21 protein-coding genes are annotated in these 25,244 nt (G+C 30.3%); 5 read left to right on the top strand and 16 right to left on the bottom strand.

What is annotated here, in order from left to right:
- Positions 1-7: 7 nt before the first annotated feature.
- The 3 genes from accD to tamL form a co-directional block, all read right to left on the bottom strand.
- Complete coding sequence (gene accD / locus N2251_RS08635) at positions 8-865, bottom strand: acetyl-CoA carboxylase, carboxyltransferase subunit beta (protein ID WP_260586330.1); 858 nt, start codon at positions 863-865, stop codon at positions 8-10.
- A gap of 156 nt (positions 866-1,021) precedes the next feature.
- A complete protein-coding gene (fbaA, locus tag N2251_RS08630) occupies positions 1,022-2,080 on the bottom strand; it encodes a class II fructose-bisphosphate aldolase (protein ID WP_260586329.1) in 1,059 nt (352 codons plus the stop codon).
- Positions 2,081-2,172: 92 nt separating this feature from the next.
- Positions 2,173-4,623 carry a translocation and assembly module lipoprotein TamL gene (gene tamL, locus N2251_RS08625; protein ID WP_260586328.1) on the bottom strand — a complete coding sequence of 817 codons (2,451 nt, stop codon included), beginning with the start codon at positions 4,621-4,623 and terminating at the stop codon, positions 2,173-2,175.
- A 73-nt stretch (positions 4,624-4,696) separates the two neighbouring features.
- Between tamL and N2251_RS08620 the strand changes: the two genes are divergently transcribed.
- The gene (locus tag N2251_RS08620; RefSeq protein ID WP_260586327.1) at positions 4,697-5,431 is read left to right on the top strand and encodes a TrmH family RNA methyltransferase; all 735 of its coding nucleotides are present in this window, start codon (positions 4,697-4,699) and stop codon (positions 5,429-5,431) included.
- On the opposite strand, the gene N2251_RS08615 is transcribed toward N2251_RS08620, so the two are convergent.
- From N2251_RS08615 to N2251_RS08605, 3 genes are read right to left on the bottom strand one after another with little or no spacing between them, the layout of a single operon-like run.
- The gene (locus N2251_RS08615; protein WP_260586326.1) at positions 5,423-6,037 is read right to left on the bottom strand and encodes a deoxynucleoside kinase; all 615 of its coding nucleotides are present in this window, start codon (positions 6,035-6,037) and stop codon (positions 5,423-5,425) included. The two genes, N2251_RS08620 and N2251_RS08615, sit on opposite strands and share 9 nt — an antisense overlap.
- Before the next feature lie 55 nt (positions 6,038-6,092).
- Positions 6,093-6,773 (bottom strand): response regulator transcription factor, encoded by a 681-nt coding sequence (locus N2251_RS08610; protein ID WP_260586325.1) that lies wholly within the window; start codon positions 6,771-6,773, stop codon positions 6,093-6,095.
- Complete coding sequence (locus N2251_RS08605) at positions 6,766-8,340, bottom strand: sensor histidine kinase (RefSeq protein ID WP_260586324.1); 1,575 nt, start codon at positions 8,338-8,340, stop codon at positions 6,766-6,768. The genes N2251_RS08610 and N2251_RS08605 overlap by 8 nt, the downstream gene beginning before the upstream one ends.
- 123 nt (positions 8,341-8,463) lie before the next feature.
- Here N2251_RS08605 and N2251_RS08600 point away from each other — a divergent pair, with 123 nt between their 5' ends.
- The 3 genes from N2251_RS08600 (at position 8,464) to N2251_RS08590 (ending at position 13,015) form a co-directional block, all read left to right on the top strand.
- Positions 8,464-9,294: a GLPGLI family protein gene (locus N2251_RS08600; RefSeq protein ID WP_260586323.1), complete on the top strand. Its 831-nt coding sequence runs from the start codon at positions 8,464-8,466 to the stop codon at positions 9,292-9,294.
- Between the two features lie 73 nt (positions 9,295-9,367).
- Positions 9,368-10,210 (top strand): GLPGLI family protein, encoded by an 843-nt coding sequence (locus N2251_RS08595; RefSeq protein ID WP_260586322.1) that lies wholly within the window; start codon positions 9,368-9,370, stop codon positions 10,208-10,210.
- 36 nt (positions 10,211-10,246) lie between these two features.
- Positions 10,247-13,015 carry a carboxypeptidase-like regulatory domain-containing protein gene (locus N2251_RS08590; RefSeq protein WP_260586321.1) on the top strand — a complete coding sequence of 923 codons (2,769 nt, stop codon included), beginning with the start codon at positions 10,247-10,249 and terminating at the stop codon, positions 13,013-13,015.
- Between the two features lie 63 nt (positions 13,016-13,078).
- Here N2251_RS08590 and N2251_RS08585 read toward each other — a convergent pair whose 3' ends face one another.
- On the bottom strand, positions 13,079-16,372 hold the full coding sequence (locus N2251_RS08585; protein ID WP_260586320.1) for a reprolysin-like metallopeptidase: 3,294 nt from the start codon (positions 16,370-16,372) through the stop codon (positions 13,079-13,081).
- 84 nt (positions 16,373-16,456) lie between these two features.
- Between N2251_RS08585 and lipB the strand changes: the two genes are divergently transcribed.
- Positions 16,457-17,161, top strand: coding sequence for a lipoyl(octanoyl) transferase LipB (gene lipB, locus N2251_RS08580; RefSeq protein ID WP_260586319.1), 705 nt, complete (start codon positions 16,457-16,459; stop codon positions 17,159-17,161).
- A 47-nt stretch (positions 17,162-17,208) separates the two neighbouring features.
- Here lipB and N2251_RS08575 read toward each other — a convergent pair whose 3' ends face one another.
- From N2251_RS08575 to N2251_RS08535, 9 genes are all read right to left on the bottom strand, one after another.
- On the bottom strand, positions 17,209-17,853 hold the full coding sequence (locus tag N2251_RS08575; RefSeq protein WP_260586318.1) for a YceI family protein: 645 nt from the start codon (positions 17,851-17,853) through the stop codon (positions 17,209-17,211).
- 67 nt (positions 17,854-17,920) lie between these two features.
- On the bottom strand, positions 17,921-18,637 hold the full coding sequence (locus N2251_RS08570) for a tRNA threonylcarbamoyladenosine dehydratase (protein ID WP_260586317.1): 717 nt from the start codon (positions 18,635-18,637) through the stop codon (positions 17,921-17,923).
- The gene (locus tag N2251_RS08565; RefSeq protein ID WP_260586316.1) at positions 18,634-19,278 is read right to left on the bottom strand and encodes a TatD family hydrolase; all 645 of its coding nucleotides are present in this window, start codon (positions 19,276-19,278) and stop codon (positions 18,634-18,636) included. Before N2251_RS08565 ends, N2251_RS08570 begins: the two co-directional genes overlap by 4 nt.
- 11 nt (positions 19,279-19,289) lie before the next feature.
- Positions 19,290-19,742, bottom strand: a complete 453-nt coding sequence (gene dtd, locus N2251_RS08560; RefSeq protein ID WP_260586315.1) for a D-aminoacyl-tRNA deacylase — start codon at positions 19,740-19,742, stop codon at positions 19,290-19,292.
- Positions 19,743-20,708 carry a ribosome small subunit-dependent GTPase A gene (gene rsgA, locus N2251_RS08555; RefSeq protein ID WP_260586314.1) on the bottom strand — a complete coding sequence of 322 codons (966 nt, stop codon included), beginning with the start codon at positions 20,706-20,708 and terminating at the stop codon, positions 19,743-19,745.
- 419 nt (positions 20,709-21,127) lie between these two features.
- A complete protein-coding gene (locus N2251_RS08550) occupies positions 21,128-22,210 on the bottom strand; it encodes a bifunctional 3-deoxy-7-phosphoheptulonate synthase/chorismate mutase type II (protein ID WP_068703023.1) in 1,083 nt (360 codons plus the stop codon).
- Positions 22,211-22,314: 104 nt separating this feature from the next.
- Positions 22,315-23,163, bottom strand: a complete 849-nt coding sequence (locus tag N2251_RS08545; protein ID WP_260586313.1) for a prephenate dehydrogenase — start codon at positions 23,161-23,163, stop codon at positions 22,315-22,317.
- A 49-nt stretch (positions 23,164-23,212) separates the two neighbouring features.
- The gene (locus tag N2251_RS08540) at positions 23,213-24,355 is read right to left on the bottom strand and encodes a pyridoxal phosphate-dependent aminotransferase (protein ID WP_260586312.1); all 1,143 of its coding nucleotides are present in this window, start codon (positions 24,353-24,355) and stop codon (positions 23,213-23,215) included.
- The gene (locus N2251_RS08535; RefSeq protein ID WP_260586311.1) at positions 24,352-25,179 is read right to left on the bottom strand and encodes a prephenate dehydratase; all 828 of its coding nucleotides are present in this window, start codon (positions 25,177-25,179) and stop codon (positions 24,352-24,354) included. Before N2251_RS08535 ends, N2251_RS08540 begins: the two co-directional genes overlap by 4 nt.
- Positions 25,180-25,244: the final 65 nt, after the last annotated feature.

The following is a 25,244-nucleotide window of genomic DNA, read 5'->3' as shown; positions in this document are numbered from 1 at the left end:
TTTTTTATTATGCTCTTATAGGTTGATTCTGTATTAAATCGATATATAAGTTTACTTGTTTTTTTAAATTCTTACGTTCGTAAATTCCGTCTAAGAAACCATGTTCTAATACAAATTCCGATCGTTGAAAACCTTCAGGTAATTCTTTACCTGTAGTGTCTTTTACAACACGTGGGCCGGCAAAAGCAATTAAAGCATTAGGTTCAGCAATATTAATGTCTCCTAACATAGCAAATGAAGCAGTTGTTCCTCCAGTAGTAGGATCAGTACATAATGAAATATAAGGAATTTTAGCTTCTGCCAATTGTGCTAGTTTAGCTGATGTTTTTACTAACTGCATTAACGATAATGATGCTTCCATCATACGTGCTCCTCCAGATTTTGAAATCATTAAGAAAGGAAGCTCGTTTTTTATAGAGTAATCAATAGCTCTTGCTATTTTTTCTCCTACAACGCTTCCCATTGATCCACCGATAAAAGCAAAATCCATAGAAGCGATAACGATATCTTTTCCGTTTGATTTTCCTACAGCTGTACGAACAGCATCTTTTAAACCAGTTTTCTTTTGAGCCGCTTTTAAACGATCTGGGTAGTTTTTAGTGTCTTCGAATTTTAAAGGATCCTTAGATGTTAATTTCGAATTTAACTCTTTAAATTTATTGTCGTCAAAAAATAATTCAAAATACTCATGACTTCCAATACGAACATGGTACCCGTCTTCCGGACTTACATATAGGTTTTTCTTTAGTTCATCTGTATCAATTACCTTACCGCTTGGTGTTTTATACCATAAGCCTTTAGGAGTGTCTTTTTTTTCTTCTGTAGGGGTTTGAATCCCCTTGTCTTTACGTTTAAACCAAGCCATAGTTTAGTTTATATTTTGTTGTTTGTTTGTAATTAACTCATTCATTTTAAGAAAATGAGCTGGCTACAAATGTAAATGATTTTTATGAACTTTAGTTTTTTCAACAAAAAAAAGCACTTAGAATATTCTAAGTGCTTTATTATAAGTAGTTAAAGCTTATAATGTGTTTACATTATTTAAATCTTCAAAAGCTTTTTTAAGACGCGCTTTAAAAGTTAATTCACCTTCTCGTAACCATTTACGTGGGTCGTAGTGTTTTTTGTTTGGTTGGTCTGCTCCATCAGGGTTTCCTATTTGACTTGCTAAATATTCTTTTTTAGTTAAAATATAATCACGAACACCTTCTGTAAAAGCATATTGTAAATCAGTATCAATATTCATTTTTATAACTCCGTAGCCAATAGCTTCTCTAATTTCTTCTAAAGTAGATCCTGATCCTCCGTGAAAAACAAAATCGATAGTATTATGAGGAACATTGTATTTTTTTGAAATATATTCCTGAGAATTTTTTAATATTTTTGGTGTTAATTTCACATTACCAGGCTTGTAAACTCCATGTACATTACCAAAAGCAGCGGCGATTGTAAATTGATCGCTTACTTTCATTAATTCTTCATAAGCAAAGGCAACTTCTTCTGGTTGTGTATATAATTTAGAAACATCAACATCCGAATTATCAACACCATCTTCTTCTCCTCCGGTAATTCCTAATTCAATTTCTAAAGTCATTCCTATTTTACTCATACGAGTTAAATATGCTTTACAAATTTCAATATTCTCTTCGATTGGTTCTTCTGATAAATCAATCATATGAGAACTGTAAAGAGATTTCCCTGTTTCTTTATAAAACTGTTCACTTGCATCTAACAAGCCATCAATCCAAGGTAATAATTTTTTAGCAGCATGGTCGGTATGTAAAATAACAGGAATTCCGTAAGCTTCAGCTAATAAATGAACGTGTTTTGCTCCTGCAACAGCGCCAGCAATAGCAGCTTTTTCATTTTCGTTAGATAAACCTTTTCCAGCATTAAATTGAGCTCCTCCATTAGAGAATTGAATAATTACAGGTGAGTTTAATTCTTTTGCAGTTTCTAAAACAGCATTTACGGTATCAGACCCTACAACATTTACAGCAGGTAGCGCAAATTTTTTATCTTTTGCTAATTGAAATATTTCTTGTACTTCTTTTCCTGTAGCAACGCCAGCTTTTATCATTCTTTGAAATTTTAGTTTACAGTTGTTATTTTGAATGACAAAGCTACAAATTTTTAGCTAAGTTGCTATAACTTTTACCGATAACGTTTTAGTTAAAAAGGGTAATTAATTCCGATATTTAGAACAGAACTTTTAAAATTAAAATTTTTAAACCAACGATTATCAACTAAGTATGGCTCTCGTACTTTGAATCCTAAATCTAGTCGGGCAATTAAAAATTTAAAATCATAACGGAGTCCAAAACCTGAACCAACAGCGATGTCTGTTATTGATTTTATATTTTTAAATTTAGCAGTTTCTTCTGTAAATTGAGAGTCTGTAATATCCCAAATATTTCCAGCATCAACAAATAATGCCCCTTTTAAAGATCCTAGCATGTTAAATCGATATTCGAAACTCGATAAAAACTTCATACTACCAATATTATATTCTAAACCTGTTTGTCTAGTTCCTGGGCCTAAATCATAGGTTCTCCAAGCTCTAATATCATTTGAGCCCCCTGCGAAATAACTACGAGAAAAAGGAACACTTGATTTATTGTAGGTTATAATTGCCCCTAAAAAAGTTCGGTGCGCTAAGACAGTGTTGTTTCCCAAATTCCAATATTTTTTATACTCTACATCTGTTTTAAAATACTGAGCAATAGGAATTTTAAAAACAGTTTTTTGACCTCTGTTATTTGTTTGCTTAGATAGTATTCCCATAATATTTCCAGAATTTGCAATTCTAAGCTTTAAAAAAGAAAAATTAGCATCTTTCGCATTTTCTTGATTGTTATAAGTGTAGCTATAGGCAATTTCTGGAATTAAAAAATCAGAAGTAATTATATTGTAACGATTCAGAATGTTAAGATTGTCTTGGTATTCCGAAGGGTTTGTGTTGGCAAAAGGGATGTCTCGTGCTACATTTTGAATAAATTGTAAAATATCTGCTGAATTACTCGGGCTGTTTTGTGGTAGTGTATGAGTAACAGTTGCGTTGTCCACCTCTTTAAGTTTTGAATACTCAGAAGCGTATACACTAAAATAATTGTCTACATTTAAATTACGAATATATTGGGTATTAAAGAACTCTAGTTGGATAGATTTTTGTTTGTTATAGTTCCATTTATAATCGATTCCAACTGTGACGTTTTGATTATCAAGACCTATGTTTTTTTGCACTCCACCACCTACAAAAAACTTTGTTCTAGGAAACATCTTTTTAGGAACCAGTCTTTGTAAGCCAAACGGAGCCATAAAACGAGGTACTTCTAACGAAAGATCCGCACCAATTTCCCAACCAGGACCATTATTAGAATTAAAGTAAGAGCCAAAAGTTGAAAATTTAAAAATCTCAGCACCTTTAAAAGTATTTCTGTTTGTTAGAGAAAATTTTAGAGAAACATCAAAATTTCGAATATTAGAACGAGATAATTCAGAATCTATACCTAAGGTGTACTTTTCGATAGGTGTTAAAAAAACATTTGCTTCTAATTCGTGATCATTTAATTCGTTATAACGAATAGAAGTTGATTTAAAGTTTTTTAAACCTCTTAAATGTGTACGGGTTAAATTTCTAGACACATCATTATATACCGTGTTAGGTTTAATAAATAATGATTGGGATAAGAACTTTGGATTGTATTTTAATTTTTTATGAGCATAAAAGTTAACACCTTTATATAAAGTAGAATCCTTATGAAGAGAATCTCTTTTGTTGTAAGTGTAATCGGTATATACATTTATTCTCTTTATTTTTTGAACTTTAAAAGGGATAACGCGATCAGAAATATTAATATCTACCCCTGTTTTTTGATAATTATTAGTCGTATCATTATCAAAAGAAATATAATTTTCATTAAAATGATAAATTCCTTTGTTTCTAAATAATTCAACCAAACGATTAGCTTCTTTTATAAAATTACCATCGTTATATTGATCGCCGGTTTTAAGAAAACTTTTTTCTTTGGATTCTTTATACAGAGAGTCGAGAATAGTAGAAGATATTTTTGTATGAATTGAATCTAAAAAAGAAGGATTCCCTTTTGTTACCGAATAAGATACAGCTCCTTTTTTATGAGCAATGGTATCTTTTTTTGAGGTTACTTTTGATCGGAAATAACCTTCAGTTTGAAAATAAGCATTTAGATTAGCAGTTGTTCTTTTTGTTTTTTTATCATCAATAACAACAGGCGCTTCTCCACTGTTTAAAAACCAATTGTTAAGGCCTATAAAAGTTTTAGCGACTGAAATACTTTGCTTCTCAGAAAAACCTTTTTTGAAAAAAGAATACGTATTTGGATGTTTTTTGCCCCATTTACTAGGTGTTTTTGGCGCTTCTGGGTTTCCTAAATTATAAAAATATAAAGATAAAGGTACACCTAATGCTTTTGCATTAGGTCGTTGCATTAATAATTCAGTAATTTTTTCGCTTGAGTTTTTTACACTGTCAATATATACAGTGTTTTTTGCCAACAATAACTCATTTTCTTTTACATACTTTATCGTATTGCAAGAACTGAATAAGACTACTAATAAAAAGAAGATAGTAAGTTTTTTCATTAACTTTACGCCTCGTATTTTAAAGATCAAAAATACTGTTTTTTAGTGGTTATAATGTGTTAAAAAAATAATAATGAGTTTATCTAAAAGCAACCTGAAGTTAATAACAAGTTTACAGCAAAAAAAGTATCGCCAAAAGCATAAATTATTTGTAGCTGAAGGTATAAAGGTTGTAAAAGAATTATTAAATTCTTCTTTAGAGGCATCACATGTTTTTACAGTAGATGAATCTTTCGTTGTTGCAAATGAAATAGCGCTTACTGTTATATCAGCTAATGAATTAAAAAAAATTAGCACTTTAAAAAATCCGAATAAGGTTTTAGGATTGTTTAAAATACCAGAAGATAAAGAAATTAATGAAACAGGTTTAATAGTGGCTTTAGATGAAGTAAATGACCCTGGTAATTTAGGAACTATTATTCGTTTATGTGATTGGTTTGGAGTATCAGAGCTTGTTTGTTCTAAAAACACGGTTGATTGTTATAACCAAAAAGTAGTGCAATCTACCATGGGATCTTTAACTAGAGTGAATGTTTCTTATGTTGATTTACCTGATTTCTTATCTAACACTCAATTACCAATTTATACGGCAGATATGGACGGAAGTAATGTGTACAAAGCCGCATTACCAGAAAAAGCTGTTTTAGTAATGGGAAATGAAGCAAACGGAATTTCTACAGAAATTTCAGCAATTGTAAAGCATAAATTAACCATTCCCAGGTTTGGTGAAATTCAGCAAACTGAGAGTTTAAATGTTGCTACTGCAACTGCTATTTTATTAAGTGAGTTTAAAAGAGGTTTAGAATAATCCGTTAATTTGAGCGTCTATTCGATCGATAATAGAACCTAAATCTTCTTGATTTTTAACGAAGTCTAAATTATCAACATCAATAATTAACAACTTTCCCTTGGTATATTTACTAACCCAAGCTTCGTATCGCTCATTTAATCGGCTTAAATAATCAATGCTAATTGAGTTTTCGTATTCACGACCACGTTTATGAATTTGCCCTACAAGTGTAGAAATATCGGCACGTAAATAAATTAATAAATCTGGTGGAGTTACCAAATTTTCCATTAATTCGAATAATGAAGAATAGTTACTATAATCACGATTTGTCATTAAACCCATTGCATGTAAGTTGGGTGCAAAAATGTGAGCATCTTCATAAATTGTTCTGTCCTGAATAATTTTTTTACCGGACTGTCTTAATTCTAAAACTTGACGAAAACGGCTGTTTAAAAAGAAAACTTGCAAATTAAAAGACCAACGTTCCATTTCACCATAAAAATCATCTAAATAAGGATTTTCATCTACCGATTCGAAATGAGGTTCCCAATTATAATGTTTAGCTAGTAATTGTGTTAATGTTGTTTTACCTGCGCCTATATTTCCGGCAATTGCTACATGCATAGTTTTTGAATTTCAAGATGGTAAAATTACATAAAAAAAGGGATTTCAAAAGGTTTTAGCAGATCAATTTATATCCGTAGCCTCGTACATTTACAATTTGAATATTTTCGTCGTGTTTTAATTTCTTACGTAATTTAGAAATAAATACATCCATGCTACGTGCGTTAAAAAAATCGTCATTACCCCATAATTTTTTAAGAATAAAAGAACGATCTAAAATTTCGTTTTTCTTTTGATAAAGATGAAATAATAATTCCGATTCTCTATGCGTAAGTATTATTTCGGTTGATTCATGTTGTAATACTTGTTTTTGATGATTGAAAATATAATCGCCAATAACAATTTGTTTATTATCATTTTTTAAAACCAATCTATTTAATAACGAATGAATACGAACAATAAGTTCTTCCATAGAAAATGGTTTTTTTAAGTAATCATTTCCACCATGCTCAAAGCCTTCTAAAACATCTTTTGTTTGCGATTTAGCCGTTAAAAATATAATAGGAATTTGCGCATCTTGTTGTCGAATTTCTTTGGCTAATGTAAATCCATCTTTTTTAGGCATCATTACATCTAATACTAAAATATCAGGTTGTTCTTTTTGATATAGTTCTAATGCTATTTCTCCATTTTCGGCATGGAAAACCTCAAAATCTCTAGTTTCTAAACTTTCCTTTACAATCTGACCTAAACTAGGCTCATCTTCAGCTAAAACAATTTTTATTTTTTTAGTCATTTGGTAAATCTATTTTAAAAATGGTTCTTTTTACAACTGAACTCAAACTTGTAGTTCCAAGATGTTTTTCAACGATTTTTTTGGTGTAATACAATCCAATTCCGAAGCCTTTTACATCGTGTGTATTTCCTTTCGGAACTCTATAAAATTTATCAAATATTTTTTCCTGTTGCTGTTTTTCTATTCCTTTTCCGTTATCAGCAACACTAATTTCAATATTATTTAATACCGAATTAATATTAACTTCAATGATATCGCCACCGTATTTTATAGCATTGTCAATTAAATTTGAAATAGCATTTTCAAAATGAAAAACATCTACATTATATACAATTTCTTTTTTGTTTGTTGAAAAATTGATGGTTTTATCGGTAGTTACAAATCGATGTTTATTTACAATACGTTCAATAACATCAGTAATATCAACCGTTTCTTTTTTTAGCATTAATTTCTCGCTATCAAGTGTGGCAGTTTCTAATAGTTTTTCTACCATTTGATGTAATTTTTTCAACTGAAATGATGATAATGAAAGATATTTTTTAGTTTTTTCCTTATCATCAATCATATTAAAGTTTTCAATAGCTTCAATAGCTGTTGATATTGTTGTAATTGGTGTTTTAAATTCGTGTGTTATATTACTGATTAAATCATTTTTTATCTCAGCTAATTCTTTTTGCTGATTGATGATTTTCAGCAAATAAAACAAACTAGATATTACAGCAAGCGATAATAAAAATGACAATAAAATTCCGATTGAACTTCTTTTTAACGCCTCGTAAGTTGGGTTTGAATACTGAAGTTTAATTTGTTCATCTTTTTTCAAAAACGAAGTTTGTGCATTGGTTTCTAAAAGAAAAACTGCTGTGTTATTTTTTAAAGATGAATTAAAAAGTGTATCCGATTTAAAATGTTTTAAACTAAAATCAGATTGTATTTTTTTACTTTTTAATCGATTAGAAACTAATGAATCTAATTTTTTAATATCAATAGTATCCGACTGAATAGAAATAAATATAGTTTCTAAATTTTTCAATATTTTTAAACTATCTATTGATTTTTTTCCTGTAAAAACAGTTGTTTTATGTTTTATGCTGTTTTTATCTGATTGATGAAAATCTTGACGAATTGTTATTAATGACTTATTTGTATCCAAATCTTTTTTGATTTTCATACTACTAATAAAAGCCGAATCAATACTTTTAAATTCAGATGCATTATTACTACTAAAACTGATACTATTTATTTTAAAATCAACAGAATCTTTAGTTGCAATGTTTTTTTTTACAGTATTTTTCTTTCTTTTTAACCCTGGAAAAAGACTTTTAAAAATGTTTTTCCCTGTACTAGAATCAGCATCTTTTCCTCTTATAACCGCATAAAACTTATCTTTAGATAAATCAGTAAAATAACTATTTACAGCATCGTTTAAACTTTGCTGAATTTCATTTAAAACACGTTGCTTGTTTTGTTCATAGTTTTTATAGTTCCAATACAACTGTACACTAATTGTGGTAAGTATAGTTGTAATGATAAAATATAAAACCCAACGATGCTTTTTGTTTTCCATGTTTCAAAGATACATGTAATACTGAATTTATAAAGGTTGCTTAACATTAGTTAACACTCGTTAACTTTGATAGAAGGTTTCTTTACTCATATTTGTACTATCAAACAATATAAAATTATAAAAATGAAAAAAAGCATATTTTTAGCAGCATTGTTTTTAAGTGTAGTAATTAACGCACAAGATTTTCAAGGAAAGGCTACTTATAAAACGCATAGAAAGGTAGATTTTAAAATGAAAGATAAAAAAGGAGGCAATTCAGATCTACAAAAACAGTTACAAGCTCAGTTGTTAAAGCAATTTCAGAAAACATATACGTTAAATTTTACCAAATCAGAATCTACTTATAAGCAAAATGAGGAATTATCTACTCCACAGGCTCAAAACGGAGTAAGCATTCAAATTATGGGAAATGGTGGAGGAACTGATGTTTTGTATAAAAATGTTGTTGATAAACGATTTGTAAATAAAACTGAAATTAGTGGAAAGCGGTTTCTTATTAAAGACAAGTTAAGTGAACTTGATTGGGAAATGACAAGCGAAACAAAAAATATTGGTAATTATACTTGTTATAAAGCAACAAGAAAAAGGGAAGAAACTAGAACTTCTTTTTCTATGACAGATGGAGAAAGAGAAGAGAAAAAAGAAAAAGTAACTATAGAAACAGTTGCTTGGTACACATCACAAGTGCCAGTAAGTAATGGTCCTGGAAGTTTTTGGGGATTACCAGGGTTGATTTTAGAAATTCAAGATGGAAAACAAACAATAGTTTGTACAGAAATTGTAATGAATCCATCAGATAAAATTAACATCAAAGAACCATCAAAAGGAAAAAAAGTAACGCAAGAAAAGTTTGATAAAATAATGGATAAGCATTCAAAAGAAATGATGGAGCGTTTTAAAAGTAAGCGTAAAAATAAAGATGGCAATTCAATAAGTATAGAAATTCAGGGGTAGCACTAAACCTTTTTAGTTTTGTTGAGTCTAACATTTAATTACAATTAAGAGTTATAAAATTAAAAAGTAAAAAATGAAACAAATTACAACCATCTTTTTTCTGTGTTTATCGATTACGATTTTTTCACAAGCTAATTTTCAAGGTAAGGCAGTATATGAATCTAAGACTACTATGAATAGTGATTTTGGAGGAAGAGATATGTCTGAAGAACGAAAAAAACAAATCATGCAGCGTATGAAAAGTATGTTGGAGAAAACGTTTATTTTAAGTTTTACGAGAGAAGAATCTGTTTATAAAGAACAAGAAAAATTAGCAGCACCTACTACTGGAAGAGGCCGTAGGTTTGGAGGTTTTTCTGGAGGTGGAATAAAATACAAGAATGTAAAAGAAGGAACGTTGTTAGAATCGACAGAAGCTTTTGGTAAAAAATTTTTAATTTCTGAAGCAGCCGAAAAACCAAATTGGGAATTAGGAAGTGAAACCAAACAGATAGGTAATTACACATGTTATAAAGCAACTTTAGTAAAAAAGAATACAGCTTTTAACTGGAGAAGTATGAGAAGACCTAGAAGAAATGAGGCTAAAAAAGATTCAACAAAGGTTAAAAAGGAATTAGAATTACCAAAAGAAACGATAGTTACTGCTTGGTACACTCCACAAGTGCCAGTTAGTAACGGTCCTGGGAATTACTGGGGATTACCTGGATTAATTTTAGAAATTAATGAAGGAAGAACTACTGTTTTGTGTTCAGAAATTACAATGAATCCATCAGAAAAAATTGAAATAACTAAACCTGAAAAAGGGAAAAAAGTTACTAGAAAAGAATACACTGAAATAATGAAAGTGAAGATGGAAGAAATGAGAGAACGTTTTAGTGGAGGAAGAAGAAGTGGCGGAAGAGGTGGTCGTTTCTAAATAACAAAACATTAAAATCATACACACATTTTACAAATGAAAAAAGCACTACTAATAGTCATTTTCTTGACTACATGGATAACCAATGCCCAAATAACGCTAAAAGGAGTTGTTAAAGATAGTATTGGAGCACCTCTAGAAATGGCAAATGCAATCGCGATTAATACGGTTACAAAAAAATTAGATTCTTATGGATTTACAGATTCGAAAGGGAATTTTAAATTAAATCTTAAAAAGAATTCAAGTTATAGCATTAAGATAAGTTATATAGGTTTTAAAACATCTGACGTTATTATAAAAACTAAGGAACAAGATCTTTTAAAAGACATTAGTTTACAAAAAGATAATAGCTTAGATGAGGTAAATATTACCTACAAAATGCCCGTAACAGTAAAAGGCGATACGATTGTTTATAATGCGGATAGTTTTAAAAACGGAACTGAAAAAAAATTAGGAGAAATATTAGAAAACCTTCCTGGAGTTGAAGTAAATGATGATGGAGAAATAGAAGTAGAAGGAAAAGCTGTAAAGAAAATTATGGTTGAAGGAAAAGATTTCTTTGATGGTGATACTAAAATAGCAACCAAAAATATTCCTGCTGATGCGATTGATAAAATTCAGGTTTTAAAAAATCATAGTGAAGTTGGGCAAATGAGTAGCGTAACAGACAATGAAGATAACATCGTAATTAATATTAAATTAAAAGAAGGAAAGAAAAACTTTTGGTTTGGTGAGATTACTGCTGGTTTAGGAGTAGGAATGAAAAACAATAGATATATTGTAACACCTAAGTTATTTTATTACAACCCAAAATACAGTGTAAATATTATAACTGATGTAAATGATATTGGAGAAGTACCGTTTACAATGAGAGATTATTTTAAATTTACAGGTGGTTTTAGAGGATTAAGTGAAAGTAATGGAACAAACTTTAATGTAGGTTCTAGCGATATTTCTTTTTTAACAATGAAGAATAATAGAGCAAAAGAAATTGAATCTCGATTCGGAGCAGTAAACTTTAGTTATTCACCAAAAAAAACATGGGATTTAAGCGGGTTTGCAATTTATTCGGGTAATGAAACCGATATGGAAGAGGCTACAAGTCGTGTATACTCAAATGCAGGTATAGATAGCAACAATTTACCTGCTTATGATTCGAATGACCCTTCATCAGTAAAGTATATCGATACAGAACTAACTCAGAACACAACCAATCAAACAAGTGATTTAGGATTATTTAAAATAAGTTCAAGTTATAAGCCTGATAGTAATAATCAGTTTGATTATGATATTTTTGCTAAAATTTCAAAACAAAAGCAATTACAAAACACTTTATCATCAAGAACATACTTAAATGCAGCAGATGAAATAGTACCTATTGATCAGGTTTCTGAGCAGAGTCCTTTTTCTATCAATCAGAATTTAAAGTATTATTATACGTTAAACGAAAAAAATATTTTTGCTTTTGAGGCATTGCACTTATGGCAAGATGAAGATCCTTTTTATAATGCAGAGTTAGAGAAGTTATCTTTTGCAAATTTAATAGGTGCTGATGTAAATGCAAATCCGTTTAATTTAGGTCAGAATAAAAGAATAAAAACCAACAAATTTGATGCGAAATTAGATTACTTCTACGTGATTAATCCTAAAAGTAATTTAAACATCACTTTAGGTACCACACAAAGTAACCAACAATTTAACTCTGATATTTTTGAGATTTTAGGAGGTGCTAAAAATGCGATAACACAGGTTAGTAGTATAAACGATGTAGATTTTACATTCAGTGATATTTATGCCGGTTTACACTATAAATTTATAACAGGAATTTTTACTTTCGATCAAGGATTTACAGCACATAATTATGTATCTAAAAACACACAGTTAGGTTCGGAGGTTAGAAATAGTTTTACGAAAATATTACCTGATGCTTCAATTAAAATTAGCTTAAAAAAATCTGAAACTTTACGATTAAGCTATAATATGCAAACTAGTTTTACTGATGTAAATCAGTTAGCAGAAGGGTATGTTTTTAATAATTATAATAGTTTGTATTCTGGTAATAGAGAACTAGAAAACTCATTATATCATAATTTGAGTTTAAACTATTTTAGTTTTAATATGTTTAATTACACGAATATTTTTGGGTCAGTAAATTATAGTAAACGAGCTGATGTGATAAAAAATAACACGCAGTTTATTGATGTGAATAGTGTAAGAACTTCTGTTAATTCAGCTTTTCCTGATGAAACAATTTCAGCAAGAGCAAATTTTCAAAAAAGTTTTAGAAAATTTAAAGTGCGTTTCGGAGGTAATGTATCACATTCTAAATCGAATAGTTTGATTTCGAATCGTCAAACGAATGTAGTTTCAAATCGATTAACAAAAACATTTTCACAATCATATACTTCAAGGTTTAGTACGAATTTTAAAAAAGCACCAAATTTTGATGTAGGTTACAATGTATCAATTAATAATTCGGATATTGGAGGAGTTGAAAATAAGTTTACAACACATAGTCCGTATGCTAATTTAGATATACTTTTCTTAAAGGAATTTATATTCACCTCTAAATACACCTTCAATAAAGTAGTTAACGGAGGTAAAACTATTGATGAATATGGTTTTTTAAGGGCAGATTTAACTTATCAGAAAAAAGATAGTAAATGGGAATTTAGGTTAAGTGCCACCAATTTATTGGATTCTAAAGCATTAAATCAAAATAGTAATAATGATATTTTCGTAAGTAATTCAACATATGTAATTCAACCTAGAATTGCAATGTTTACAGTAAAGTATAATTTATAATACTAAGATTTTTACAAATAAAAAAAGCGAGCTATTAAGCTCGCTTTTTTTATTTGTAAATTTTTATTGAATAATTATTTTCTGTGTTTTTGTTTTTCCGCCATTTTCTATTTGAAGTAAGTAAACACCGCTACTTATTTTAGGGAACTGAATTTCTTTATAGAAATTACTCGAAACTGTTGAGAAATTTTGAGTATTTAATAAATTACCAACCAAGTCAAACAATCTAATGATTGTTAAATTTTTATCTTTTACTTTAAAATCAATGGTTAATTTTCCGTCAGAAGGTATCGGATATATGTTTAAATCAGTGAATAAATTATTATCAGTAGCAAAACTTTCTTCAATATTAACGGTGTAATCTTCCGTTTCTCCCCATTCACTTTCATGATCAGAATCACAAGCCCCATCTCCATTCGATGATGTTCCTAATTCATAATATTCTATAATAACTCTCATACGAGTTTCTCCTAGTAATGCGTCTTCAGGTATTGTTATGTTTAGTGTTGCCGTTGCAACATCAGCTGTTTGATTTCCTAAATCATATCTTTCTGTTGCCTTATCGAATATATAATCTTGATTCCAGTCAATAAAAACATAGCAATGATCTTGGTAGCCATCCGTATTAAAAGTTACGCTTATTTGGTACTCTTCTTTCTTTTCAATGTTTGTTGTTATCGCGGTGAAATCTTCGTATCCATCTACAGAATTATTACCTGAAGTATTGTTAATTGTATTAAAAGTAACATTGGTTATATGTTCGGATCCATAGGTTTCGTCAGTAAAAGTTGAATCACAATAAGACGGGGCTTCTGTTGTAAACATATTGCTGTTGGAAAACGAGCCTTCTCCACAATTATTTATAGATTTTACACGCCAGTAATAATTTGTGCTTTCAGTTAAGGGCGTAGAATGTATATATGAATTAGTTGTCGTTGTCTCGTTAATTATAATAGAATTAAAATTAACATCTGTTGCTACTTCAATGTTATAAGAAGTTGCATTTGAATTCGTTTCCCATTCAAAATTAGGTATAATATTAATGTCTGTAGCATTTGTTGCTGGCGTAGTTAAATTTTGAGTTGAAAAATTAGTACCAATAACTTTTAAGAGCGCCTCCGTTGTTTGCGTAACTGTAGTAGATTCTCCTTTAATGATTATTGTATAGTCTTGTTGTGTGCTTCCATCTAAATTACTAACTGTCATTATAACATTACCATCTGCATTAATAGTGGTTGGGTTAAAACTGGCTGTTGACCCGGCAGGTAAACCAGTAGCGGACAGACTTGCTGTTTCTGTGAATCCGTTAACAAAATCAAAATTTAAAGTATAATCAACAGAATTATTACCAATGTTACAAACCGTTTGTTTCTCAGTATTATTTGTGATTAAAAAAGTAGGAATCGTTGAGATAATAGTAAAATTAGTAGCATTTACATTGTAGAAGATATTGTCATTAGCTTCAACAAGTATACGAGCTTGTGTTGTTGCATTATTAGGTATTGTAATATTTTCGGTACCATCATTGTTAATATTCTCTTTTAAAATAATCGGAAAAGTCAATCCGCCATCAATAGAAAGTTTAATATTAACTTTAGTACAGTTTATAGGAGCAATATCTGTAGTTCCTTTATTCCACGTTATCGTTTTAGTATCCCCTGTACTCCAAGTAACATTAGTGTTTGGTGCTGTTACAGTAAAAGCTGCTGCATCGGTAACTGTAATCTTAATATCATCTCTTGCAGAACTTCCTCCTCCAAGATGGTTATCTCTTACAGTAAGTGCAAAATTTAGTTTTCTAGCAACTTCAGGAAGAACTTCCCATGGGTTAGAAGTTCCGTTAACAACATTCGCAAGAGTAGGTAAGTATCTGTCAGGAGAAGAGCTAGAAGGTAAAGCTCTAAATGTAGGGCCTGCTGTATTTGTTGATTCAGGAGGCATTGTTGCTATTTCATTATCTGTTTGCTCCCAATTATACGTTAAACTACTTAGTCCTTGCGCATCTGTAGCAGTTCCTTTTAAAACAAAAGGAGTAGATTTTGGAATGCTAAAATCTGTACCAGCAATTATTACTGGGGCATCATTGTTTGTATTTGTTAGAGTAGCACAATTACCGCTGTTTTGTGCATGTGCCCACATTTGAGAAATACTTACTGCATGAAAATTAGCATGACTGTTTCCTTGAACATCAGGATCGCAAATACCAGCATATCCCATGATTGTAGAACCGCTTCCAGGCTCTACCGCAGTAGCATTTGTTCTGTTACAATCATTGTTTTGTGTATGAGTAGCACCAAATTGATGGCCAATTTCATGTGCTACATAGTCAATGTCAAAAGGATCTCCAATAGGCTGACTACGACCAGTAATTCCACTAGCTTTATGGTTAGTAACACAAACAGATCTTAGACTAGCTAAACCACCACCACCAGTACTAAAAGTATGACCAATATCGTAATTAGCATCACCAATTATATCGTCACATTTTTGTTGACTCTCATCAATTAAGTCATCAGAATCATTATTTGTTAATCCATCAGTAGCTGCATCTAAAAAAATTAAATCATCATTATTATTTACAAGAACCATTTTTACGGCTAAATCTCTTTCGTAAACTTCGTTTACACGACTCATTGTAGTATTTATAGCTGATAAAACAGCTGCTTTTTTTACAGCATCAGTTGCAGCAATATTAACTCCTTGATTATTTAAATGAAACTGTGAATACTCCCCAGTACAGGCAATAGCAATCCTGAAAGTTCTTAATTTACCATCATTAGCATTTCTTCGTTGGCTTGATGTGGTTATTGTTTTTTTATCAGCTACAGCTTCAACATTACAGGTAAAATCATTTTTATCATTTATTAAGTCATTTTTTTTATAAATGATATATTGCTTTCTGTTTTTAGTATACGGATCTATATATATGATATTATCAGTAACTGAATAAATTATAGCATGGAAACCATTGGTACCTATACTGATTTTTGCAGTTGCAGTTGGGTCATCAATTCCTTGGGCAGCATACGATTTAATCATCGGAAATTTTGCTGCTAACTTAGGTGCTAAATATGAAGTCTCTTGAATAGAAAATCTATTTAATTTCCCTTTTGAATTAGGAAGCGTAATTATTTTTTCACTATTTTTTGATTGTAAATTTGTTAGGGAGTTTTTGAAGCTATTTAAGTCTAAAGAAGCTAAAGCGTATTTTTGTGGCGTATTTTTTCTAGTAAGTATTTCGTTTTCTTGAAAAGATAAAGTTTTTTTGACTGTTTTATTCCAGTAGTTTTGAGAGAATGAATTACTAGCATACAAAATGAAAGTTAATACTACTAAAAGAACGTTTTTTCTAATCATAATTATCGAGTTAATCGGGTATTTAATATAACAGCTTAAAACTATTTTTACCTACCTTTGGGGACTTGTTTAGAACGCTAATTTATGAATAAAAAAATAACAGTCAGCGATTTAGGTCGAAAAGATTATAAAGAAACATGGAATTATCAAACTGAGTTATTGGATGAAATTGTTGCTTTAAAAAGAAAGAAAAGGAATACGACAGAAGAAATTGTAACACCTAATCATTTTTTATTTGTAGAACATCCGCATGTATATACCTTAGGTAAGTCTGGCGATATCAGTAATTTATTATTAAACGAAGAAAAGTTAAAAGAAAAAAAAGCTACTTTTTATAAGATTAATAGAGGAGGAGATATAACGTATCATGGTCCCGGACAAATAGTGGGCTATCCTATTATTGACTTAGAAAATTTCTTTACAGATATACATAAATACTTACGTTTACTAGAAGAAGCAATTATATTAACGATAGCAGAATATGGCTTAAAAGGAGAACGCAGTGAAGGTGAAACCGGAGTTTGGCTTGGGGTTGGAACACCGTTTGCTAGAAAAATTTGCGCTATGGGAATTCGTGCAAGTAGGTGGGTTACCATGCACGGTTTTGCTTTAAACGTAAATGTAAACTTAGGGTATTTCGATAATATTATTCCGTGTGGAATCAGAGGTAAAGCGGTTACTTCGATGGAAGTTGAACTCGGTAAAAAAATATCCGAAGAAGAAGTAAAAGAAAAAATATTAAAACATTTTAAAGTACTCTTTGAGGTTGAAGAATATATTAAAGCATAAAAAAAGGGTTGACAATGTCAACCCTTTTTTTATTAGGAATTCTAAAATTATTTTTTAGCTTTAATGTCAAAAGAAATTTCCATTAAATCATTAATGAATTTATCTTTTAAAGCAGCGTCAAACTTTTTAGAGCTATAAGTTACTCCAAAATCTGTTCTGTCAATACTAAAAACATCACTTTTAAAAGTAGCAGTACCTTCGTTTTCAGTTACTGTAGCAGGAATTGTAATACTTTTTGTAGTTCCTCTAAGTGTTAAGTTACCTGTTATTTGTAATTTACCATTTTTAGTTTCTGAGCTTGCAACTACGAATTTAGCTGTTGGAAATTTAGCTACATCAAAAAAGTCTTCATTTTTTAAATGACCTTCTAATTTTTCTTTACCATTACCAGCTTCTAAATCAGTACAAGAAATTGTAGTCATATCAATTACAAATTCTCCAGCTTTAACAACACCGTTTTCAATATCAAACATACCAGTTGTAATACTAACAACTCCGTTATGAGAACCTGTTGGTTTGTTTCCTTTCCAAGTAACGGTAGATTCTGTTACATTTGCTTTATAAGAATTAAGTACGTTTTCTACTTTTGCAACCTCTTTAACTTCTTCGTTAGCAGTTACTTTATTTTTTTCTGATTTACAAGAAACAGCAGTAATTGCAATAAGAGCAATGGCTAAAATTGATTTTTTCATTATGATTTATTTTTAATAATTGAATTTATTTAGAACAAATATAATTAAAAAATAGTTTCCGTGGAGATTATTTTTTTGTTAAAATTTTATTTATAACAAATGAACTTGCTTGCAATCCAAAAGCAGCAGGCATATAACTAATAGTACCGTAAAAAGATTTTTTAAAATTAGCACCGTTTGTAAGTTGTAAACTTTCAGGTATTTGAACTTCTTCAGAATAAACAGCCATTACACCTTTGTTAACATTTAGTTCTTTTAACCTCTTTTTTAGGGCGCGTGCCATTTTACAGTTTTTAGTTTTGCTAATATCTTTAACAACCACCTTGCTTGCATCTAATTTTCCGCCAGCACCCATTGCACTAATTAGTTTTACTTTTTTTCTTCTAGCCGCAACAATTAAATTAATTTTAGGCGTAATACTATCAATACAATCTAAAACATAATCGTATTCTTTATTTACTATTTCAAAAGCTCTATCTGGCGATAAAAACTCTTCCAATACCTTTAATTCTATTTCAGGGTTTATGTCTTTAATTCTGTCTGCTATTACAGTTACTTTCGATTTACCTATGGTGCTTTTTAAAGCGGGTAATTGTCTGTTTATATTTGTTTCATCAAAAGCATCTCCATCCACAATTGTCATTTTTCCAACTCCTGATCTTGCAATAAATTCGGCAGCAAAAGAACCAACGCCACCTAAACCAACAATTAAAATATTTGAATTCTGTAGTTTTTCAATTCCTTCTTTCTGAACTAATAATTCCGTTCTCTCTAACCAACTCATTTTATAAATATAGTATTAAAATTTTGATATATTCTCCTTGTTAATTCTTCAGTTTTTAACTCTTTTATAGAAGCTGCTTTTTGGTAAATAGCACTAATATCAATTTCATCGGAATCAGTTTCTAAAAAAACAGCATCTAAAGAAACCTCTTTAAACGTTTTTTGCAATTTAGCAGCAGTAGTTAATGCTTTTCCGAAGGATAAAAAATAACCATTTTTTATTAGGGATAAAGCTACTTGACTGTTTTTGTTAAAACCATGAATAATCCATTTTTGTTGAGGTTTTAGTGTTTTTTTTAAATGAAATAACTCTTCAAATGATTTTACACAATGTATGATTAATGGTTTTTGATATTTTTCTGATAAATGAATCTGTTTTTTAAAGACCTTTAATTGAAGTTCATAATCCGTTTTACTTAACTTATCCAAACCACATTCGCCAATAGCAAAACAGTTTTTAAGTTGTAATTGTTGTTCGATAAAATTAATTTCGGGATCAATTTTTTCCTCATTAATATTCCATGGATGAATTCCGATAGAAAAAGGAATGCTAAAATCTATTGATTTGGGCTCACAATTTAAAATTGATATCGTTGAATTGTCATTAGATTTTTGATGCGTATGTACGTTGATAAATTTCATAACCAACGTTTTTATATCTTATCTTTAGTATCAATAATAATAGTAACAGGGCCGTCGTTTAATAATTCTACTTTCATATCGGCACCAAACTCACCTGTTTGTACTTTTTTGCCTAAATCTTTTTCAAACTGATGTATGAATTCTTTATATAAAGGGATTGCAATTTCTGGTTTTGCAGCTTTCATATAACTTGGGCGATTGCCTTTTTTAGTGGAGGCTTGTAGCGTAAACTGACTTACAATAATAGCATCACCTAAACTGTCGATTAACGATTTATTCATAACGCCATTAGCATCATTAAAAATACGAAGATTGTTTATTTTTTTAGACAACCAATCAATATCTTCTTTCGTATCATCATTCGTAATACCTAAAAGAATAAGTAATCCACTTTTAATATCAGCAACTTTTTCACCTTCAATAGTTACGCTTGCTTTAGATACTCTTTGAATAACAGCTTTCATTTATTCTTGATCTTTTTCCCAAATGTCAGTACGGTAATGTTCTTCTTCCCCTTCTAAAATTTGTAAATAACTTTTATAGCGAGACCATGAAACAGTATCTTCTTCTAAAGCATCTTTTACAGCACATTTTGGCTCGTTTACGTGAATACAATTATTGAATTTACAATCTTGTTTTAGGGCAAAAAACTCAGGAAAATAATCACCTAATTCTTCTTTGTCAATATCAACCACTCCAAAACCTTTAATACCTGGTGTGTCTATAATTCGAGCATCTTTAGGGGTTTCGAGATTTAAATCAAACATTTCGGCAAATGTAGTGGTGTGTTTTCCTTGATTGTGTTGATCGGAAATTTCTTTGGTTTTTAAGTTTAAATCGGCATCAATAGCATTCACTAACGTGGTTTTACCAACACCAGAATGCCCTACAAACATAGATGTTTTGTTAAGCATCATTTTTTTAATGGCATCAATATTGGTGTTTTCTTTGGCAGAAACTTCAATACATGTGTAGCCAATAGCTTGATAAATGTCTTTTAAATATAATATTTCTGCACGTTGTTCTAATTCGTATGCATCTATTTTATTAAATACTAAAATAGTATCAATTCGATAAGCTCTTGTTGATACTAAAAAACGATCGATAAATGTGGTAAAAGTAGGTGGGTTGTTAATAGTGATTAACAAAAATACCTGATCGATGTTAGAAGCAATAATATGTGTTTGCTTCGATAAGTTAACAGATTTACGAACAATAAAATTTTCGCGTTCATGAATTTCAGTAATTACACCAGTTTCTTCATTGTTTTTGGTTTCAAGATCAAAGTCAACCTTGTCGCCAACAGCAATTGGATTGGTACTTTTTATTCCTTTTAAACGGAATTTTCCTTTAATTCGGCATTTGTATAAAACATCTTCATGTTTAACCCAATACCAACTTCCTGTAGATTTATAAACCGTTCCTGTCATGTTGCAAAGATGAGAAATTTTTAAAAAATATGAGTGTCACTTCTATTGATTTTCAATTTTATAAAAAAAATGATTCCGTAATTTATAATAACTCACTTTACGATGTTTTAATCTTGTTTCAGGTTCTCATTATAATTTATTGTTTATTATATGGATGTGATTCTGAAATAAATTCAGAATGACGCATTAATATTAGATTATGAATCCAAACGAATGTTTATAAAAAACGATGTAACTATAAAATAAAAAAGATCCTTTTGTTTTTTTTATACCTAAAGGATCTTTATTTAGTTAAAAATTCACTTTGTAAAAAGGGTTACGCGTTAAGGATTGAGTGGTTTGTTTGAGCTCTTTTTTGTTTGTTGAAAAACAAAAAAAGCGAGTAACGAAAGCCTGACCCTTGTGGTAACGCCCTAAAACTATCCTTTGATGATTTTTTCTTGATGATTGATAGATTCTTGGTGAATTGCCTTAAACATTTTTAGTACAAACTCTTCACTTAAACCTCTTGTTTCACCTTCTAAAATCATTTTTCCTAAAATTTCATTCCAACGCCTAGATTGTAAAACGGCTACATTTTTCTCTTTTTTTAGAAGTCCGATTTTGTCAGCAACTTTCATTCTTTTACTCATCATGTCGATAAGCTGATCATCGACAACATTTATTTGCGCTCTTAAATTATCTAAAGATTCTCTGTAAGAAGAGTCGGTTTCGGTTTCTTTTCTGATTTTAAGATCTTCGGTAATTTTTTTCAAGGTATTTGGTGTTACTTGTTGTGCAGCATCCGACCAAGCGTTATCAGGATCAAAATGTGTTTCAATCATTAAACCATCAAAATTTAAATCTAAAGCGGTTTGTGAAACATCAAAAATCATATCTCTATTACCAGTAATGTGTGATGGGTCGCAGATTAAAGGTAAGTCGGGAAATTTATTTTGAAATTCAATAGCTAATTGCCATTCTGGAATATTTCTGTATTTTGATTTCTCGTAAGTAGAAAACCCTCTATGAATCGCGCCCAAGTTTTTAATTCCGGCAGTATATAATCTTTCAATTCCGCCTAACCATAAGGCTAAATCTGGATTTACAGGGTTTTTTACCAATACAATTTTATCGGTTCCTTGTAAAGCATCAGCAATTTCTTGCATGATAAATGGCGATACTGTAGATCGGGCACCAATCCATAATAAATCAATATCGTGCTCTAAAGCTAACTTTACGTGAGCAGCATTGGCAACTTCGGTACAGGTTTTCATACCTGTTTCTGCCTTAACTTTTTGTAACCATTTTAAACCTAAAGCACCAACACCTTCAAAATTACCTGGACGTGTTCTTGGCTTCCAAATTCCGGCACGAAAATAATTGGTGTCAGTATCTTTTAATTCGTGTGCAATTTTTAAAACTTGTTCTTCGGTTTCGGCACTACATGGCCCAGCAATTACTAATGGATGTGCTAGTTTCATGTCGTTTAACCATGTTCTTAATTCTTTTTTGTTTTCCATCTTTTAATTATTTGTGCCGTTTTCTTAGCAAGTTGCTCTTTAAGTTTTTGATAGTAATAAAATTACAGTTTTAAAAAGTACTCAAAATTACAGCTATTTTAGTTTTATTTTATTCCGTTTAATATTTTTTTTATGTGATTTGTGCTTTCCATTTCATCATAAATTTTAGTAAAATCGTCTTGTAGCATCAATTTTTTAAATTGCTGTAGGTTGTGTATATATTCATCTAATGTTTCAATTACGTTTTCTTTGTTTTGTTTAAAAATAGGTGTCCACATGGCGGGCGAACTTTTTGCTAAACGAACGGTAGAGGCAAACCCTGAGCCTGCCATATCAAAAATATCGCGTTCGTTTTTTTCTTTATTGATGACTGTTTTGCCTAACATAAATGAACTTATGTGTGATAAATGTGATACATAAGCAATGTGCTTATCGTGTGATTTTGCATCCATATAACGAATACGCATTCCTAATTTTGAAAATATTGCTAAGGCTTTTTCCTGTAATTTAAACGCTGTTTTTTCTACTTCGCAAATAATATTTGTTTTTTGTTGAAACAGGTTTTGATGCGCGGCTGTTGGGCCTGAAAATTCGGTTCCGGCAATAGGGTGGGTTGCTAAAAAATTTCTTCGCTTCGGATGATTTTTAATAATTTCACAAACTTGAACTTTTGTAGAGCCGACATCTAAAACCAAACAATCTTCAGTGACAAGGTTTAATATTTTAGGAAGTATTTCTAGCTGAATATCAACAGGAACAGAAATGATAACAATAGTTGCTTTTTTTAAATCGTTAAGTGTTGCTTTTTGTTGAATTACACCAATTTCTAACGCTTTTTTTAAATGTTCTTCGTTAGTGTCAATTCCGTAAACGATAGCCTCAGGGTATTCTCTTTGAATATCTAAAACCATGCTTCCGCCAATTAAACCAACACCGATTACAAATACGTTCATTTTTTTTGTCTTTTTGATGTGCTTCTGAAAATAGATTCAGAATGCTGTTTTAAATTCTATTGATTGCTGCTTTAATCGTTTCTGTTGATACACATAATGAAAATCGAATATAGCCTTCTCCTTGAGAGCCAAAAACAGTACCGGGAGTAATAAAAATATCTTTCTGATATAAAATTTTATCAGCAAATTGTTCAGCTGTTTTTCCTCCGGGGATTTTTGCCCAAACAAATAATCCTGTTGAGTTTTTGTTGTAAGTACAGTTTAATTTATCAGCAAGTTGAAATACTAAATTTCTGCGTTCTTCGTAAACTTTATTTTGATTTAAAAACCAATCATCTGATAGGTGTAAGGCTTCGATAGCTCCTTTTTGAATGCCATAAAACATTCCAGAATCCATATTGCTTTTTACTTTTAAAATTGATTCAATAAAATTAGCATTTCCTAAAACCATACCAACTCGCCAACCGGCCATATTAAAGGTTTTACTTAATGAATTTAATTCTAAAGCAATTTCTTTAGCGCCATCAATTTGTAAAATACTAAGAGGTTTATCATTTAAAATAAAACTATACGGATTATCATTTACAATTAAAATTTGATGTTTTTTTCCGAATGTAATTAGTTTTTTAAAAGTTGCTATAGTTGCGTTTACTCCTGTTGGCATATGCGGATAATTTACCCACATAATTTTTACATCAGCTAAATCTAACTTTTCTAATTCCTCAAAATCTGGCTGCCAATTATTAGTATCGCTTAAATTATAAAAAACAGGTTCAGCTCCTACTAATTTTGTTACAGAAGTGTATGTTGGGTAGCCAGGATTTGGAATTAAAACTTTATCACCTTCATTTAAAAAAGCCATTGAAATATGCATTACACCTTCTTTACTGCCCATTAACGGAAGTATTTCATCCTCAGGTTTTGCAGTAACTTTAAATTTGTGTTTATAAAATTCTGCAATAGCATTTCTTAATTCAGGTAATCCTTGATAGCTTTGATATTTGTGAGCAACAGCATCGTTAAAACTTTGTTGAATGGCTGTTAATACTTTTGTTGGAGGTTGTAAATCAGGACTTCCAATTCCGATATTAATTATTGGTTTTCCGGCAGCAGCTAACGCTCTAACTTCTCTTAGTTTTTTAGAGAAATAGTATTCCTGAACGGTTTCTAATCTTTTTGCAGGCTGAATCATTTTCTTCCGTTTTTGTAGGTTCCTAATACTTTTGTTTCTAATGCCATGATTTTTATTATAGCAATTGCTTTTTGGTAGTCTTTATAATCATTAAAAGTAACATCAACAAAGAATGAATATTTCCATGGTGATTCTATTACCGGTAGCGATTGTATTTTTGTTAAATTCATTTTGCAGTCGCTCAATACATTTAAAATAGCGGCTAAACTTCCTCTTTTATGATCTAATTGAAATTTTATAGATGCTTTGTTTATTCGGTCTATTCCGTTATCAGGAGCTGTTGTTTGTATAATTACAAATCGTGTAGCGTTGTCTTTTATAGTTTGAATTTCATCTTCAATAATATGTAAGTTAAAAATATCAGCAGCAATTTTTGGAGCAATAGCGGCAACTCCTTTTAATTTATTTGTTGAAATTCTTTTAGCAACTTCGGCAGTATCTACATCTTCTACTAATTTTATATGCGGATATTTTTTAAAGAATTCTTTGCATTGTAATAATGCCATTGGATGTGAACAAACTTCTTTAATGTCTTCAATTTGTTGATTAGGAAGTGCCATTAAATGATGGTGAATATTTAAATATTCTTCTCCAATGATGTGTAAATTGTTTTTATCAATTAAAGCGTAGTTTGGAATTATAGAGCCAGCAATTGTGTTTTCTAGCGCCATAATGCCAATAGTAGCTGTTTTGTTTAATAAGCTATCTACCAAAACATCAAAAGACATACATTCTTTTAATTGAATTGTTGTACCGTAAAAATCGCGAGCAACTTTATGATGATTAGATCCTTCTGCTCCTTGAATTGCTATAATTTGTTTCATTTTTAATCAAAAAAAAAGCCTCGATATATCGAGACTTTATAATTTATATTTGTTGGTTAACAATA

This window comes from Tenacibaculum haliotis, from assembly GCF_025215075.1.
Taxonomy (GTDB): Bacteria; Bacteroidota; Bacteroidia; order Flavobacteriales; family Flavobacteriaceae; genus Polaribacter; species Polaribacter haliotis_B.
Note: the sequence above shows the minus strand (reverse complement) of the source record. Positions and strands in the feature narration are given on the sequence as shown.